The following is a 15028-nucleotide window of genomic DNA, read 5'->3' on the forward strand; positions in this document are numbered from 1 at the left end:
GCGGGCGCGCGAAGGCTGGCCCCACGTGGAATGATGTTCAATGTGGGAGCGAGCCTGCTCGCGAAGAGGCCGGCAAGGCCAATAAAAGTGCATGCCTGAATCCAGCTGCCATCGCGTGGTGCGTAAAGATGTAACGAAACGTTAGCGGCGCGCGGCAGTCAGTAGCTTCATCAGCTCTTTTCGGCAAAAGGCCCGTCATGCTCTCGATCCTCAAACAAGAAAGCTTCCTGCTGCTGGCAGTCCTTGCCGCGTGCGTCGCTTATCCACTGGAACATTGGCTGCTGCACAGCGGCCAGATCGTCGCGCTGGTCGGCGGTCTGCTGCTGATCGCCTTTATCGTCGCCGCCTCGATGCGCGTCGCTCATCACGCCGAACTGCTCGCGGAAAAGGTCGGCGACCCCTACGGCACGATGATCCTCACGCTCTCGGCGGTGCTGGTCGAAGTGGTGATCCTGGCGATCATGATGAGCAACGAAGCCTCGGCAACACTGGTGCGCGACACGATTTATTCAGCGGTGATGCTCGACATCAACGGCATCCTCGGCCTCGCCGCTTTGATGGGCGGGATCAAACACGGCGAACAGTCCTACAACGACGATTCGGCGCGCAGCTACAGCGTCATGATCCTCACTGCGATGGGCGTGTCGATGGTGGTCCCGGAGTTCATTCCCGAGGCCAACTGGAAGATGTATTCGGCGTTCACCATTGGCGCAATGATGGTGCTCTACGCGCTGTTCCTGCGCATGCAGGTCGGCCCGCACAGTTACTTTTTCAGCTACAGCTACCCGGACAAACGTCGCAAGAAGGAGCCGGTCGAGCAGGAGCCGAAGCCGGTCAGCCTGGCGCTGTCGATCGGCATTCTGGTGTCGGGGGTGGTGATCATCGGCGCACTGGCCGAGGTGATGTCCAAGACCCTCGATCTGGGTCTGGAAGGCACGGGCGCGCCGCCGGTGATCACGGCGATTCTGGTGGCAGCGATTTCCGCCGCGCCGGAGATTCTCACTGCACTGCGTGCGGCACTGGCCAATCGCATGCAGTCGGTGGTCAACATTGCGATGGGCGCGTCACTGTCGACGGTGATTCTGACCGTGCCGGTGATGGAAGCGATGGCGCTGTACACCGGCCAGCCGTTTCAAATGGCGATGACCCCGGTGCAAACGGTGATGATCTTCATCACCCTGATCGTCAGCGCGATCAACCTCAATGACGGCGAAACCAACGCCATTGAGGGCATGACGCACTTTGTGCTGTTTGCCACATTCATCATGCTGTCCCTACTGGGCCTTTAGGGCTGGCAGATACCCATGTGGGAGCGAGCCTGCTCGCGAAGAGGGAGTGTCATCCAACAAACATGTTGTCTGACACTCCCTCTTCGCGAGCAGGCTCGCTCCCACAGTTTTGAACGGCGGTGACTCAGGTCCCGGCAATCAACTGCCGAGCCGCCTGGCTGTGATCGGCGATCAAACCTTTCAGGTCCAACCCTTCAACCTGCCCATCAACCACACGCCACTTGCCGCCAATCATCACTCGATCCGCCCGATCCGCGCCGCACAACAACAGCGCCGAAATCGGATCATGGCTACCGGAGAAGCGCAGTTCATCGAGCTTGAACAATGCCAGATCCGCCTGTTTGCCCACGGCAATTTCGCCGATGTCGCTGCGACCGAGCAGGCTCGCCGAACCCTTGGTCGCCCAGCCCAGCACGCGCTCGGGGGTGATCTTTTCGGCGCCGTAACGCAGGCGCTGGATGTACAGCGCCTGACGCGCTTCGAGGATCATGTTCGAGGCATCGTTGGACGCCGAACCGTCGACGCCAAGACCGAACAGCGCGCCGGCGTCGGTCAGCTCGATGCTCGGGCAGATGCCGGACGCCAGGCGCATGTTCGAGCTTGGGCAGTGGCAGATGCCGGTACCGGCCTGGCCGAGGCGGGCGATTTCGTCGGGGTTGAAATGGATGCCGTGTGCCAGCCAGGTACGCGGGCCGAGCCAGCCGACGCTGTCCAGATAATCGACGGTGCGCAGACCGAAACGTTGCAGGCAGAAGTCTTCTTCATCAAGCGTTTCAGCGAGGTGGGTGTGCAGACGCACATCGAGCTTGTTCGCCAGATCAGCACTGGCCGACATGATTTCCGGAGTGACCGAAAACGGCGAACATGGCGCCAGGGCGATCTGGATCTGTGCACCATCGCCACGCTCGTGATACTCGTGAATCAGCCGCTGGCTGTCATCAAGAATCACCTGACCTTCCTGCACCGTTTGTTGTGGAGGCAGGCCGCCGTCCTTCTCGCCAAGGCTCATCGAGCCGCGCGTGAGCATGGCGCGCATACCCAGTTCACGCACCGTTTCGACCTGCACGTCGATGGCGTTTTCCAGACCGTCCGGGAACAGATAGTGATGGTCGGCAGCGGTGGTGCAACCTGAGAGCATCAATTCGGCCAGCGCCACTTTGGTGGCGAGGGCGAGTTTTTCCGGGGTCAGCCGCGCCCATACCGGGTACAGGGTTTTCAGCCACGGAAACAGCGGCTGATTGACCACTGGCGCCCAGGCGCGGGTCAGGGTTTGATAGAAGTGATGGTGAGTGTTGATCAGGCCCGGCAGGATCACATGCTCGCGGGCATCGAACACTTCATTGCACGGCGCCGACGGCTGCTGACCGGCAGCGAGCACTTCGACGATGACACCGTCTTGCACGACTAGACCGCCACGGGCATCAAGCTCGTTGGAGGTGAAAATGGCGAGGGGGTTTTTTAACCAGGTACGGGTCGCAGGCATTGTGGCCGGCTCCTCTGAAAGTTGGGTTCAGGGTTGCCAGCTCAGTGTTGCCCTGTCTGCTGATCCAGGGTCGCCGCGAAGGACGAGGCGCGCAGTTTCAAACAAATCGCAGCGCCGGGCAAGCGCCACCCGACCATTCACCATCACTCCCTGTGGGAGCGAGCCTGCTCGCGAAGGCGTCATGTCAGTCGATACAGATTTACCTGACAGATCGTATTCGCGAGCAGGCTCGCTCCCACATCGGGATTTTCAGTGCTTACCAGGCAATCGTTTCACCCTTGTAATTGACGAAGTGATGCCCGCCCTTGCCGGTGAACGCATTGACCTGGTCAATCAGCCCGCGAGTGCTGGTCTCTACATCCAGGTCAGCACCTTCGCCGCCCATGTCGGTCTTCACCCAGCCCGGGTGCAACGACAGTACGGTGAGTTTCTGTTCACCCAGTTGCGTGACAAAACTGTTGGTCATCGAATTCAGCGCCGCTTTGCTCGCCTTGTACAACGCCAGCTCCGGCGCGTCGGGCATGGTCACGCTGCCGAGCACCGAACTCATGAACGCCAGCACGCCGCTGCCGTCGCGGATCTGCCCGACGAAACGCTGGGCCAGATTGATCGGCGCCACCGCGTTGGTGAAAAACAGTTGCCCGACCTCGGCCAATGTCGCGCCGCCCGGCGTCTGCACGTCCGGGCCTTTGACCCCGGCGTTGACGAACAACAGATCGAAGGTTTCGCCCTTGAGTTTCTGGCTCAGAGCGATCACCGCTTGCTGATCGTCCATGTCGAGCTTCTCGATGCGCACGTCACCCAGCGCTTGCAGCGCCTCGGCCTTCTGCGGATTGCGCACCGTCGCGGTCACTTGCCAGCCATCGCCCAGCAGGGTCTTCACCAGACCGAGGCCCAAGCCGCGGGAGGCGCCGATGATCAGTGCGTTTTTTGCCTGAGACATGATGGGTTTCCTTGAAAGTCAGCATTCAGGATTCAATGGACACGCCTGACCGAGCCACAGTTGCAGCGCTTGGCGAAAACAGGCTTTGATCCCGGAGCATACTCCAGGCCTCTTGAGTTTCTCGAGGGTGTTTGATCAGAAACAATCACGAGGCGTGGTTCAAGTGTTGCCTGTGCGGACGCCTTCGCGAGCAGGCTCGCTCCCACGCTTGCCCGCGTTCACTCAGATCCCCTGTGGGAGCGAGCCTGCTCGCGAAGAGGCCCGCTCTGACAACGATCAGTGCCCCGATTGCCACGGCTGCCCCAACGAAACCGGCGCATACAACCGAGTGCGCACGGCATCGCGGGACAGCAGCACCAGCACCAAAATCGTCGCCACATACGGCAGCATCGCCAGCAGGCTCGAAGGAATCGCCAGTCCCAATCCCTGTGCCACCAAGTGCAGGATGCTGGCGAGGCCGAACAGATACGCCCCAAGCAATAACCGCCACACCCGCCAACTGGCAAACACCACCAGCGCCAGAGCGATCCAGCCGCGCCCTGCGGTCATGTTCTCTGCCCACATCGGTGTGTACGCCAGCGACAGATAAGCCCCGGCCAGCCCGGCCATTGCTCCGCCGAACAACACCGCCAAGGTGCGTACGGTCAGCACCGGCAAGCCCATGGCGCTGGCCGCATCCGGGTTTTCACCGACCGCTTGAATGATCAGGCCGACACGACTTTTGATGATCACCCACGCCACCAGCGCAAACAGCACGAACGACAGATACACCAGCAGATCCTGGGCAAACAGCATCCGCCCGATCAGCGGGATCTCACTCAGATACGGAATCGCCAAAGGCTCGAAACCTGCCAGCGGCTTACCCACCCAGGCCGCGCCGACAAATGTCGACAGGCCCACGCCGAAGATCGTCAGCGCCAGCCCGGTGGCGACCTGATTGGCGTTGAACACCAGCGCGACCAGGGCAAACAGTGACGACAACAACATCCCGGCCAACATCGCCAGCAGCACACCCAGCCACAGGTTGCCGCTGTTCAGCGCGACGATAAAACCGATCACCGCACCGAACAGCATCATGCCTTCCTGGCCAAGGTTGAGGACGCCGCTTTTCTCGCAGATCAACTCACCCAATGCCACCAGCAACAGCGGCGTGCCGCAGCGGACCATCGCGTAGAAAATATTGCTCAACAGATCGATATCCATCACAGCGCTCCGGCGGTTACGGCAGGGGTCGAGGCGCGCCGGGTCCAGCGCAGTTTCAGGCGTGGCCGATAGAGAATCAGCACGTCACAGGCGAGCAGGAAAAACAGCATCATGCCCTGGAACAATTGGGTGATCGCTTGCGGCAGATTGAGCGACATCTGCGCGCTCTCGCCGCCGATGTACAGCAGCGCCATGAGCAGACTGGAGAACAGAATGCCAAGCGGATTCAACCGTCCGAGGAACGCCACGGTGATCGCCGCGTAGCCATAGCCCGGCGACACCTGCGGCACCAGTTGGCCGATCGGCCCGGTCACTTCGCAGACCCCGGCGAGCCCGGCCAGACCACCGCTGATCAACAGCGCCAGCCAGATCAGGCGCTTCTCGCGAAAGCCGACAAAACCTGCCGCACGTTTGTCCAACCCGAGCACTTTGATCTGGAAGCCGATAAAGCTTTTCTGCAACAACACCCACACCGCAACCAGCGCGAGCAGGGCGAAATATACCCCGGCATGCACGCGGCCGTCCTCCAGCAGCAGCGGCAAACGACTGGCGTCGCCGAACATCGCCGACTCGGGAAAATTGAAGCCCGCCGGATCCTTCAACGGCCCGTGCACGCAGAACAGCAGCAGGTTCAGCGCGATGTAGTTGAGCATGATGCTGGTGAGGATTTCGTTGGCGTTGAAGCGCGTGCGCAGCCATGCGGTGAGCCCGGCCCATGCGGCGCCGGCCAGCGTGCCGGTCAGCAGAATCAGCACCAGCGCCCAGCGACTTTGCATGTCGATAACGTTCACTGCCAGAGCACTGCCGGCCAAGGCGCCAAGTAGAAGTTGGCCTTCGGCGCCGATGTTCCAGATCCGCGCCTGATAGGCCACCGCCAGGCCGAGTGCGCAGAGCAGAATTGGCAGCGCCTTGACCAGTAATTCAGATACGCCATACAGATCGCTGACCGGTGCGATCAGTAGCGTATGCAGGGTTTGCAGTGGGTCGTGGCCCAGCGCGATGAACAACAGCGAGCCGCAGCCGAGGGTCAAGGCCGCCGCCAATAACGGCGAGCACCACAGCATCAGGCGCGATTGCTGGCCACGGGGTTCGAGAGAAAGCAGCATGGTTGAAACTCCGTTAAACCGAAGCGGCGCGAGGTGAGTGATCGAACTGGCCGGCCATCCACGCGCCGACATCGCTCAGTTGTGTAAGGCCGGTGTCTTGAAGAGCCGACAGACGCCCGCCGCACAGCGCGCCGAGGCGATCGCTGATCTGGAACAGCTCATCGAGGTCTTCGGAAATCACCAGAATCGCCGCGCCGGCATCGCGCAGGGCGATCAAGGCGCGATGAATGGTGGCGGCGGCGCCAACGTCGACGCCCCAGGTCGGGTGCGCGGCGATCAGCAGTTTCGGTTGCTGAAGAATTTCCCGGCCGAGGATGAATTTCTGCAGGTTGCCGCCGGACAGGCTGCGCGCGGCGGTTTGCGTGTCCGGGGTCTTCACGCCGAAACGCTGGATGATCTGCTGCGCGAGGGCTTCGACTTTGCCGCGTTGAATCAACCCGTGGCTGACCAATCCTTGTTGAAAAGCACTGAGCAGGGCGTTGTCGGCCAGACTTAACTCCGGCACCGCGCCGTGGCCAAGGCGTTCGGCCGGCACGAAGGCCAAACCCAGTTTGCGCCGCGCATCCGGGCGCAGATCGGCAACGTTTTTCTCTGCGAAGCGCAGGGTCGCCGCCTGCGCGCGCGGCAAGGGCTGTTCGCCACTGAGCAGGGCGAGCAGCTCATCCTGACCATTGCCCGCGACCCCGGCGATGCCGACGATTTCACCGCTGTGCACTTGCAGGTCGATGTCGGTCAGCGAGCAACCGAACGGATCCGGGTTGTGCCAGCTCAAACCCTGCACCTGCAGAAACGCCGCGCCACCGCTGACCTTCGGATACTCGCCAATCAAAGCCGCCGCTTCACCGACCATCATTTGCGCCAGTTGCTGGTCCGAACATTCGGCGGGCTCGCAATGCCCGGCAACCCGACCGCCGCGCAGCACCGTGGCGCTGTAGCACAAGGCGCGCACTTCACCGAGCTTGTGGCTGATAAACAGAATGCTGCAACCCTCGGCGGCAAGGCGCCGCAGGGTGATGAACAATTCGTCCGCCTCTTGCGGCGTCAGTACTGAGGTCGGCTCATCGAGAATCAGCAGGCGGATGTCCTGCATCAGGCAGCGAATGATTTCCACCCGCTGGCGCTCGCCGATCGACAGGCTGTGGACAAGTCGCTCCGGCTCCAGCGCCATGCCGTAACGCCGCGATACTTCGCGAATCTTCGGCTCCAGTTGCTTCGGCGTGCCGGCCGCCGCGCCCATCGCCAGGGCAATGTTCTGCGCCACGCTGAGGGTTTCGAATAGCGAGAAATGCTGGAACACCATGCCAATGCCCAACTGCCGCGCCTGCGCCGGATTGCGTATCTGCACGCGCTGCCCCTCCCAGAGCATTTCACCGCTGTCGCACTGGGTGACCCCGTAAATGATCTTCATCAACGTACTTTTGCCCGCGCCGTTTTCACCGAGCAGGGCATGGATCTCACCCGGCGCGATGCTCAGGTCGATGGCGTCGTTGGCCAGACAACCGGGGTAGCGTTTGCTGATCTGGCGCAGTTGCAGGCGCGGTGGGGAAGGGGCGATGGACATGACAGGCTCGACTGACTTGGAGTTGTGCCTGTGGATAAAGCAATTTCCTGGCCATTGAGTCAGGAACGCTTGCGGAGCCAGTCCGCAAGTGCCGACAGCAGCGCATCGGCGGATGTTTTGTCTTTCAATCGAGCACCAATTCAGCGCAAAGCCATTGAACAGGCTCCAGTTTTGCCCGCTTGCAGTTGGTTAAAAAACGAGCAACTGCCTGGGAGCCAGACAGATCCAGCGGCTGCGGCGGTCATGAACGGCTTATCCACAGGTTGCTCCACAGTAATTGTGCGCAAGCGCCGAGGGTGGGCATAAGCACTGCGACGCTTTGTTCTAATGGTGATAAACGAAGGTAACTGTTTGTTTTTACGCTGGATTTCCCTTTCGTCGGGTCATTTGAACGAAAATTGAACAAATCGCGCAAAGCCGCATGACAGAAGGGTTACAGCGGTGTGTGCTCAGGTTATCCACAGTCGGGTGCACAGCAGGTGTGGGCAAGTCTGTGGAATAAGGAAAACGAGGGATGCCCTAAAAGATCGCAGCCTACCGCTGCAACAAAATCCGCCCACGGCTCAGATCCGCCAACTGACTCTGCAACACGTCGATCTGCGCTTCCCCCACCGCCAGCTTCAACTCAACGCCATTGGCTGTGAAGTTCTCCTCCACCACCAATCCACCGAGATCGGCCACGCGCAACTTCACCAGCGCCAACTCGGCAAATCCGCAGGCGCAACTGAGCGGTACGCGGCTGATCAGCTCGATTTTGTCCGCCGCTTGCAGGCACTTGTTGGCGCCACCGCCATAGGCTCGGGCCAAACCGCCGGTCCCCAGTTGAATGCCGCCGTACCAGCGAATCACCAGCACCGCGACCTGATCGCAGTCCTGCGCCTCGATCGCCGCCAGAATAGGGCGCCCGGCCGTGCCGCCCGGCTCGCCGTCGTCAGTGCTGCGGTATTGCGCGCCGAGTTTCCACGCCCAGCAATTGTGCGTGGCATTCAAATCGCTGTGCTGCTCGAAAAACGCCTGCGCATCGGCGGGGCTGCTGATCGGCGTCGCCAGAGTGATGAAGCGGCTTTTGCGAATCTCTTCGCGGTATTCGCAAAAACCGCTGAGGGTGAAAGGCATAAACGTCTTATAGAGAAGGAGTGAGGCCGCAGCCTTTGAGAATGATGCGGATCAGGTTGTTGCCGGCGTCTTCCATGTCCTGCTTGGTCAATTTGCTGCGCCCGGTGACGCGGCAGATCTGTGTGGCGAAGTCGGCGTAATGCTGGGTGCTGCCCCACAGCAGGAAGATCAGGTGCACCGGATCGACCGGATCCATCTTGCCCGCATCGATCCATGCCTGAAACACCGCCGCGCGCCCGGTGAACCAGGCGCGGTAGTCCTGATTGAAATATTCGCTCAGGCATTCGCCGCCGCTGATCACTTCCATGGCGAAGATTCGCGAAGCCTGTGGCTGGCGCCGCGAGAACTCCACCTTCGCACGGATGTAGCGGGTCAGCGCTTCGGCCGGGTCATCCTCGGCAGTAAGGGTGTTGAAGGTGCTGTCCCACAACTCGATGATGTTGCTCAGCACCGCCACATACAAACCGAGCTTGTTGGTGAAGTAGTAATGCAGGTTGGCCTTGGGCAGCCCGGCATTCTGCGCGATGGTGTTCATGCTGGTGCCTTTGAACCCGTGACGGGCGAACTCGTCTTCGGCGGCTTTGAGAATGGTCTCTTCGTTCTTCTGACGAATGCGGCCGGCGGGTTTGCCGCCGTGGGCTGGGACTTCAAAGGTCATAGGCACTTCCGGGATTGTCTGTGGGTGCAACCAGTTGCGTTGATAGCGCACCCACAGGCATCCGACAAGTCCTGGCGCGGAAAAACAGTTACGCCTGTTCGATCTTGTTCAATGACGCGGGGCTTTTTGTCTCGGCGGTTTTGCCTTCCGGCAACAACAGACAGAGGACGATTGCCGTCAGCCCGCCGCTGGTGATCGCCGAGTCGAACAGGTTCTGCACCAGTTTCGGCAGCAGGTGCAGCAGGTTCGGTTGCGCGGCGATGCCAAGGCCGACGCCGAACGAAGTGGCGATGATCAACATGCTGCGCCGGTCCAGCGGTGACTGCGCGAGAATACGCACGCCCGCCGCCGCCACAGCGCCGAACATCACCAGCGTTGCGCCGCCCAGCACCGGTTTCGGGATCTGTTGCAGCACCGCGCCGATCATCGGGAACAGGCCGAGGCAGAACAGGATCGCGCCGATGTACAGGCCGACGTAGCGGCTGGCAACGCCGGTCAATTGGATCACGCCGTTGTTCTGCGCGAACGTTGTGTTGGGGAAGGCGCTGAAGGTCGCCGCGATCATGCAACTGACACCATCACCGAGCACGCCACCGCGCAAGCGGCTTATATAAGAAGGGCCGCTGATCGGTTGGCGGGCAAGCATGCAATTGGCGGTGAGGTCGCCGACGGTTTCGATGGTGCTGATCAGGTAAATCAGCGCGACCGGCAGGAAAGCCGTCCAGTCGAAGTTGAATCCGAACTTGAACGGCGTAGGAAAACTCACCAGTGGCAAGTCAGGCAACGGCTGCGGGACCAGTTTCCCGCTGAACCACGCCGCGAGGCTGCCGAGCACCAGCCCGATGATGATCGCCGACAGTCGCACCCACGGTGTATTCGAGCGGTTGAGCAGAATGATCGTCAGCAGCACGAACACGCCCAAGGCCAGATTGCCCGGCGCGCCGAAGTCCGGCGCGTTGAAGCCGCCACCCAGATCGGTGATGCCGACCTTGATCAGGCTGATGCCGATCAGCGTGATGACGATGCCGGTCACCAGCGGTGTCACCACTCGGCGCAACTGACCGATGAAGCGGCTGAGCACGATCTGCACGATTGCGCCGAAAAAGCACACGCCGAAAATCATCGCCAGGATATCTTCCGGGCTGCCGCCGCGCTGCTTGACCAGAAACCCGGCCGACAGCACCGCACCGAGAAACGCGAAACTGGTGCCTTGCAGACAGATCATCCCCGCGCCAATGCCGAACGGTCGCCGCGCCTGGATAAAAGTGCCGACGCCCGAGACCATCAGCGCCATGCTGATCAGGTACGGTAGATGCGCGGTCAGCCCGAGCGCGGAACCGATCACCAGTGGCGGGGTGATGATGCCGACGAAACTGGCGAGCACGTGTTGCAGTGCGGCGAGAATGGCGGCGAGTGGTTTGGGGCGGTCGTTGAGGCCGTAGATCAGTTCACTGGACGAATCGGAATCTGGCTGCATGGCTTTGGCTTCTTGAAGGAGAGTTATCCCTTCTCTGCAAAAACCTGTCCACTTGCTCAGGTTATTCCTCGATTCTGTCGATGAGGCCCAGCCGGGCTGGGCTCTGCGCGCTTATCTATCGCGTTGCGGCCAGACTCTCGAGGAAACTTTCCAGCACCAAATGAGGGCGCCGCCCCTTGCGCGTGACCGATGCCAGACTCAAATCGTAAAAACGCGTGCCGGCCTTGAGCGCACGCAAGCGCCCCTGCTGTACCCAAAGATTGGCGTAGTGATCCGGCAGGTAACCGATGTAGCGCCCGGTCAGAATCAGAAACGCCATGCCCTCGCGGTCAGAGGCACTGGCGGTGAAATTGAGCGCCTGATAATGCGCCTGAATCTCCGCCGGCAAACGAAAGGTCGGCGCAATCGCGTCCTGACTGTCGAGGCGTTGATCATCGAGTTGCTTGTCGTCGACATAAAACAGCGGATGACCCACCGCGCAATACAGCAGCGAACGCTCGCTATACAACGGCTGATATTCCAGTCCCGACAAGGCGCTGGCCTGCGGCACCACGCCAACGTGCAGGCGCCCGTCGAGCACACCTTGTTCAACTTCGTTTGGTGCAATCATGCGAATCTGGATCTGCACATCCGGCCCGCGTTCTTTTAACTGTGCGAGGGCGTGGGTGATGCGCATGTGCGGCAGGGTGACGAGGTTGTCGGTGAGGCCGATGATCAGCTCGCCGCGCAGGTGTTGGTGCAGGCCGTTGACCTCGGTGCGGAAACTTTCCAGCGCACTCAACAATTGCAGCGCTGATTGATACACCTCACGACCTTCCTCGGTCAGGGAAAATCCGGCCCGGCCGCGCTGGCACAAGCGCAAGCCGAGGCGCTGTTCCAGATCGCTCATCTGCTGGCTGATCGCCGAGCGCCCGATGCCGAGCACGGTTTCCGCTGCGGAGAAGCCGCCACACTCCACGACACTGCGAAAAATCCGCAGCAAACGGATATCAAAGTCACTGACCTGGGCCAGCGGATCGGCGCGGCGGCTGCTCATTTCTTGTTCTCTTTGTTTAGCGATGATCTAACTGAAGGTTAGAAGAGTTGGATTTCACCGACTTTATCGCCGTGGCAATTTAGCTGCAACAACGCTTTCCATCTCCCTGACGCTTATGCCCTGCGAGGTTTTGCCCGATGAACATGCCTGAAAACGCGCCGTCGCCACTGGCCAGCCAACTGAAGCTGGACGCGCACTGGATGCCGTACACCGCCAACCGAAACTTTCAGCGCGACCCGCGTCTGATCGTCGGCGCTGAAGGCAGCTGGCTGTTCGACGACAAGGGCCGCAAGATCTACGACTCGCTGTCCGGTCTGTGGACCTGCGGCGCCGGGCACACCCGCAAGGAAATTCAGGAAGCCGTTTCGAAACAACTGGGCACCCTCGACTACTCGCCGGGCTTCCAGTACGGCCATCCATTGTCGTTCCAGCTGGCAGAAAAAATCACCGAACTGACCCCGGGCAACCTGAACCACGTGTTCTTCACCGACTCCGGTTCCGAATGCGCCGATACTGCGGTGAAAATGGTCCGTGCCTACTGGCGCCTGAAAGGCCAGGCGACCAAGACCAAGATGATCGGCCGCGCCCGTGGTTACCACGGTGTGAACATCGCCGGCACCAGCCTCGGTGGCGTCAACGGTAACCGCAAACTGTTTGGTCAGGCGATGATGGATGTCGATCACCTGCCGCACACACTGCTGGCGAGCAATGCGTTTTCCCGTGGCATGCCGGAGCAGGGCGGTATTGCTTTGGCCGATGAGCTGCTCAAGTTGATCGAACTGCACGACGCTTCCAACATCGCTGCGGTGTTCGTTGAGCCGATGGCCGGCTCTGCCGGGGTACTGGTTCCGCCGCAGGGTTACCTCAAGCGTCTGCGCGAGATCTGCGATCAGCACAACATCCTGCTGGTATTCGATGAAGTGATCACCGGTTTCGGCCGCACCGGTTCGATGTTCGGCGCCGAGAGCTTCGGCGTGACCCCGGACCTGATGTGCATCGCCAAGCAAGTCACCAACGGCGCGATTCCGATGGGCGCGGTGATTGCCAGCTCCGAGATCTACCAGACCTTCATGAACCAGCCGACGCCGGAATACGCCGTGGAATTCCCCCATGGCTACACCTATTCGGCGCACCCGGTGGCCTGTGCCGCCGGCCTCGCAGCACTCGATTTGCTGAAAAAGGAAAACCTGGTGCAGAGCGTCGCCGAAATTGCGCCGCATTTCGAGAACGCGTTGCACGGCCTGAAAGGCTCGAAGAACGTCATCGACATCCGTAACTACGGCCTGGCCGGCGCGATCCAGATTGCCGGGCGTGACGGCGATGCCATCGTACGTCCTTTCGAAGCGGGCATGGCCTTATGGAAAGCCGGGTTCTACGTGCGCTTCGGCGGCGACACCCTGCAGTTCGGCCCAACCTTCAACAGCAAGCCGCAAGACCTCGATCGTCTGTTCGACGCGGTCGGCGAAGTGCTGAACAAGCTCGACTGATTTTTCCTTCTATATATGTACGAAACGGCAGGCGCCTTTTGCGGCGCCTGCGGACCAGAATTCAGGAGTGTTCGATGAGTGTTATCCCGCATTTGATCAATGGCGAACTGGTGACCGAAACCGGTCGCGCGGTAGATGTGTTCAACCCGTCTACCGGTCAGGCAATTCATAAACTGCCACTGGCCAGCCAGGCCACCATTCAGAAAGCCATTGATGCCGCCAAGGCTGCGTTTCCGGCTTGGCGCAACACGCCCCCGGCCAAACGCGCTCAAGTGATGTTCCGCTTCAAGCAACTGCTGGAGCAGAACGAGGCGCGCATCTCGCAACTGATCAGCGAAGAGCACGGCAAGACCCTGGAAGACGCTGCCGGTGAATTGAAGCGCGGTATCGAGAACGTCGAGTTCGCCTGCGCCGCCCCGGAAATCCTCAAGGGCGAGTACAGCCGCAACGTCGGCCCGAACATCGATGCCTGGTCGGACTTCCAGCCGTTGGGGATTGTGGCCGGTATCACCCCGTTCAACTTCCCTGCCATGGTGCCGCTGTGGATGTACCCGCTGGCGATCGTCTGCGGCAACTGCTTCATCCTCAAGCCATCCGAGCGCGATCCAAGCTCGACCCTGCTGATCGCTCAGTTGCTGCTGGAAGCGGGCTTGCCGAAAGGCGTGATGAGTGTGGTTCATGGTGACAAGACGGCGGTGGACGCGTTGATCGAAGCGCCGGAAGTCAAAGCGCTGAGCTTCGTCGGTTCGACGCCGATTGCCGAATACATCTACGCCGAAGGCACCAAGCGCGGCAAACGCGTTCAGGCACTGGGCGGCGCGAAGAACCACGCGGTGTTGATGCCGGATGCCGATCTGGACAATGCGGTCAGCGCACTGATGGGTGCGGCCTACGGTTCCTGCGGCGAACGCTGCATGGCCATCTCGGTGGCCGTGTGTGTTGGCGATCAGGTTGCGGATGCGCTGGTGGCGAAACTGGTTCCACAGATCAAAGCGCTGAAAATCGGCGCGGGTACCTCGTGCGGTCTGGACATGGGGCCGTTGGTTACCGGTCAGGCGCGTGACAAGGTCAGCGGTTATGTGGATGACGGTGTGGCGGCGGGCGCGACCCTGGTGGTCGATGGTCGTGGTTTGAGCGTTGCCGGGCATGAAGAAGGCTTCTTCCTTGGTGGCTGTCTGTTCGACAACGTCACTCCAGAGATGCGCATCTATAAAGAAGAGATCTTCGGGCCGGTGCTGTGCGTGGTGCGGGTGAACAGCCTGGAAGAGGCGATGCAACTGATCAATGATCACGAATACGGCAACGGCACCTGCATCTTCACCCGTGACGGCGAAGCGGCGCGGCTGTTCTGTGACGAGATCGAAGTCGGCATGGTCGGCGTCAACGTGCCGCTGCCGGTGCCGGTGGCTTATCACAGCTTCGGCGGTTGGAAGCGTTCGCTGTTTGGCGACCTGCATGCGTATGGTCCGGATGGCGTGCGCTTCTATACTCGTCGCAAGGCGATCACCCAGCGCTGGCCGCAACGTGCGAGCCATGAAGCTTCGCAGTTCGCATTCCCTAGCTTATAAGTAGCTGGATGTGCAGAAGGCCGACCTTTCAGGTCGGCCTTCGCGTTTTCGGGGCTTTTTGACCGATATGACAGAAATATGAAAATAGGTGTTGACGGCAG

General features: G+C 60.7%; 12 protein-coding genes. 3 read left to right on the plus strand and 9 right to left on the minus strand.

The window, feature by feature from the left end; genetic code table 11:
- Nucleotides 1-197 precede the first annotated feature (197 nt).
- A complete protein-coding gene (locus OK411_RS04450) occupies nt 198-1289 on the plus strand; it encodes a calcium:proton antiporter (protein WP_122601540.1) in 1092 nt (363 codons plus the stop codon).
- 124 nt (nt 1290-1413) lie between these two features.
- On the opposite strand, the gene OK411_RS04455 is transcribed toward OK411_RS04450, so the two are convergent.
- From OK411_RS04455 to OK411_RS04495, 9 genes are all read right to left on the minus strand, one after another.
- Nucleotides 1414-2772, minus strand: a complete 1359-nt coding sequence (locus OK411_RS04455) for an 8-oxoguanine deaminase (protein ID WP_264364489.1) — start codon at nt 2770-2772, stop codon at nt 1414-1416.
- A 256-nt stretch (nt 2773-3028) separates the two neighbouring features.
- Nucleotides 3029-3715 carry an SDR family oxidoreductase gene (locus OK411_RS04460; protein ID WP_039764086.1) on the minus strand — a complete coding sequence of 229 codons (687 nt, stop codon included), beginning with the start codon at nt 3713-3715 and terminating at the stop codon, nt 3029-3031.
- Between the two features lie 276 nt (nt 3716-3991).
- Nucleotides 3992-4918, minus strand: coding sequence for an ABC transporter permease (locus OK411_RS04465; protein WP_122508670.1), 927 nt, complete (start codon nt 4916-4918; stop codon nt 3992-3994).
- Entirely contained in the window at nt 4918-6024 is a 1107-nt protein-coding gene (locus tag OK411_RS04470) for an ABC transporter permease (RefSeq protein ID WP_024011472.1), read from the minus strand. Before OK411_RS04470 ends, OK411_RS04465 begins: the two co-directional genes overlap by 1 nt.
- 13 nt (nt 6025-6037) lie before the next feature.
- The gene (locus OK411_RS04475; RefSeq protein WP_264364490.1) at nt 6038-7585 is read right to left on the minus strand and encodes an ABC transporter ATP-binding protein; all 1548 of its coding nucleotides are present in this window, start codon (nt 7583-7585) and stop codon (nt 6038-6040) included.
- 534 nt (nt 7586-8119) lie between these two features.
- On the minus strand, nt 8120-8701 hold the full coding sequence (locus tag OK411_RS04480; protein WP_071174321.1) for an IMPACT family protein: 582 nt from the start codon (nt 8699-8701) through the stop codon (nt 8120-8122).
- Between the two features lie 7 nt (nt 8702-8708).
- Nucleotides 8709-9359 carry a TetR/AcrR family transcriptional regulator gene (locus OK411_RS04485; RefSeq protein WP_264364491.1) on the minus strand — a complete coding sequence of 217 codons (651 nt, stop codon included), beginning with the start codon at nt 9357-9359 and terminating at the stop codon, nt 8709-8711.
- A gap of 88 nt (nt 9360-9447) precedes the next feature.
- Nucleotides 9448-10836, minus strand: coding sequence for a uracil-xanthine permease family protein (locus tag OK411_RS04490; RefSeq protein ID WP_041479656.1), 1389 nt, complete (start codon nt 10834-10836; stop codon nt 9448-9450).
- A gap of 115 nt (nt 10837-10951) precedes the next feature.
- Nucleotides 10952-11872: a LysR family transcriptional regulator gene (locus OK411_RS04495; protein WP_264364492.1), complete on the minus strand. Its 921-nt coding sequence runs from the start codon at nt 11870-11872 to the stop codon at nt 10952-10954.
- A 137-nt stretch (nt 11873-12009) separates the two neighbouring features.
- Between OK411_RS04495 and OK411_RS04500 the strand changes: the two genes are divergently transcribed.
- Both OK411_RS04500 and OK411_RS04505 read left to right on the plus strand, forming a co-directional pair.
- Nucleotides 12010-13359 (plus strand): aspartate aminotransferase family protein, encoded by a 1350-nt coding sequence (locus OK411_RS04500; RefSeq protein WP_264364493.1) that lies wholly within the window; start codon nt 12010-12012, stop codon nt 13357-13359.
- A gap of 74 nt (nt 13360-13433) precedes the next feature.
- Entirely contained in the window at nt 13434-14927 is a 1494-nt protein-coding gene (locus OK411_RS04505; protein ID WP_024011478.1) for a CoA-acylating methylmalonate-semialdehyde dehydrogenase, read from the plus strand.
- Nucleotides 14928-15028 lie beyond the last annotated feature (101 nt).

It is taken from the genome of Pseudomonas sp. RG1 (assembly GCF_025910115.1).
Lineage (GTDB): Bacteria > Pseudomonadota > Gammaproteobacteria > Pseudomonadales > Pseudomonadaceae > Aquipseudomonas > Aquipseudomonas atacamensis.

Excerpts from the sequence above, each read along its gene's own strand:
- OK411_RS04450 (WP_122601540.1), top strand. The coding sequence starts at position 198 with ATGCTCTCGATCCTCAAACAAGAAAGCTTCCTGCTGCTGGCAGTCCTT.
- OK411_RS04455 (WP_264364489.1), bottom strand. The coding sequence starts at position 2,772 with ATGCCTGCGACCCGTACCTGGTTAAAAAACCCCCTCGCCATTTTCACC.
- OK411_RS04460 (WP_039764086.1), bottom strand. The coding sequence starts at position 3,715 with ATGTCTCAGGCAAAAAACGCACTGATCATCGGCGCCTCCCGCGGCTTG.
- OK411_RS04465 (WP_122508670.1), bottom strand. The coding sequence starts at position 4,918 with ATGGATATCGATCTGTTGAGCAATATTTTCTACGCGATGGTCCGCTGC.
- OK411_RS04470 (WP_024011472.1), bottom strand. The coding sequence starts at position 6,024 with ATGCTGCTTTCTCTCGAACCCCGTGGCCAGCAATCGCGCCTGATGCTG.
- OK411_RS04475 (WP_264364490.1), bottom strand. The coding sequence starts at position 7,585 with ATGTCCATCGCCCCTTCCCCACCGCGCCTGCAACTGCGCCAGATCAGC.
- OK411_RS04480 (WP_071174321.1), bottom strand. The coding sequence starts at position 8,701 with ATGCCTTTCACCCTCAGCGGTTTTTGCGAATACCGCGAAGAGATTCGC.
- OK411_RS04485 (WP_264364491.1), bottom strand. The coding sequence starts at position 9,359 with ATGACCTTTGAAGTCCCAGCCCACGGCGGCAAACCCGCCGGCCGCATT.
- OK411_RS04490 (WP_041479656.1), bottom strand. The coding sequence starts at position 10,836 with ATGCAGCCAGATTCCGATTCGTCCAGTGAACTGATCTACGGCCTCAAC.
- OK411_RS04495 (WP_264364492.1), bottom strand. The coding sequence starts at position 11,872 with ATGAGCAGCCGCCGCGCCGATCCGCTGGCCCAGGTCAGTGACTTTGAT.
- OK411_RS04500 (WP_264364493.1), top strand. The coding sequence starts at position 12,010 with ATGAACATGCCTGAAAACGCGCCGTCGCCACTGGCCAGCCAACTGAAG.
- OK411_RS04505 (WP_024011478.1), top strand. The coding sequence starts at position 13,434 with ATGAGTGTTATCCCGCATTTGATCAATGGCGAACTGGTGACCGAAACC.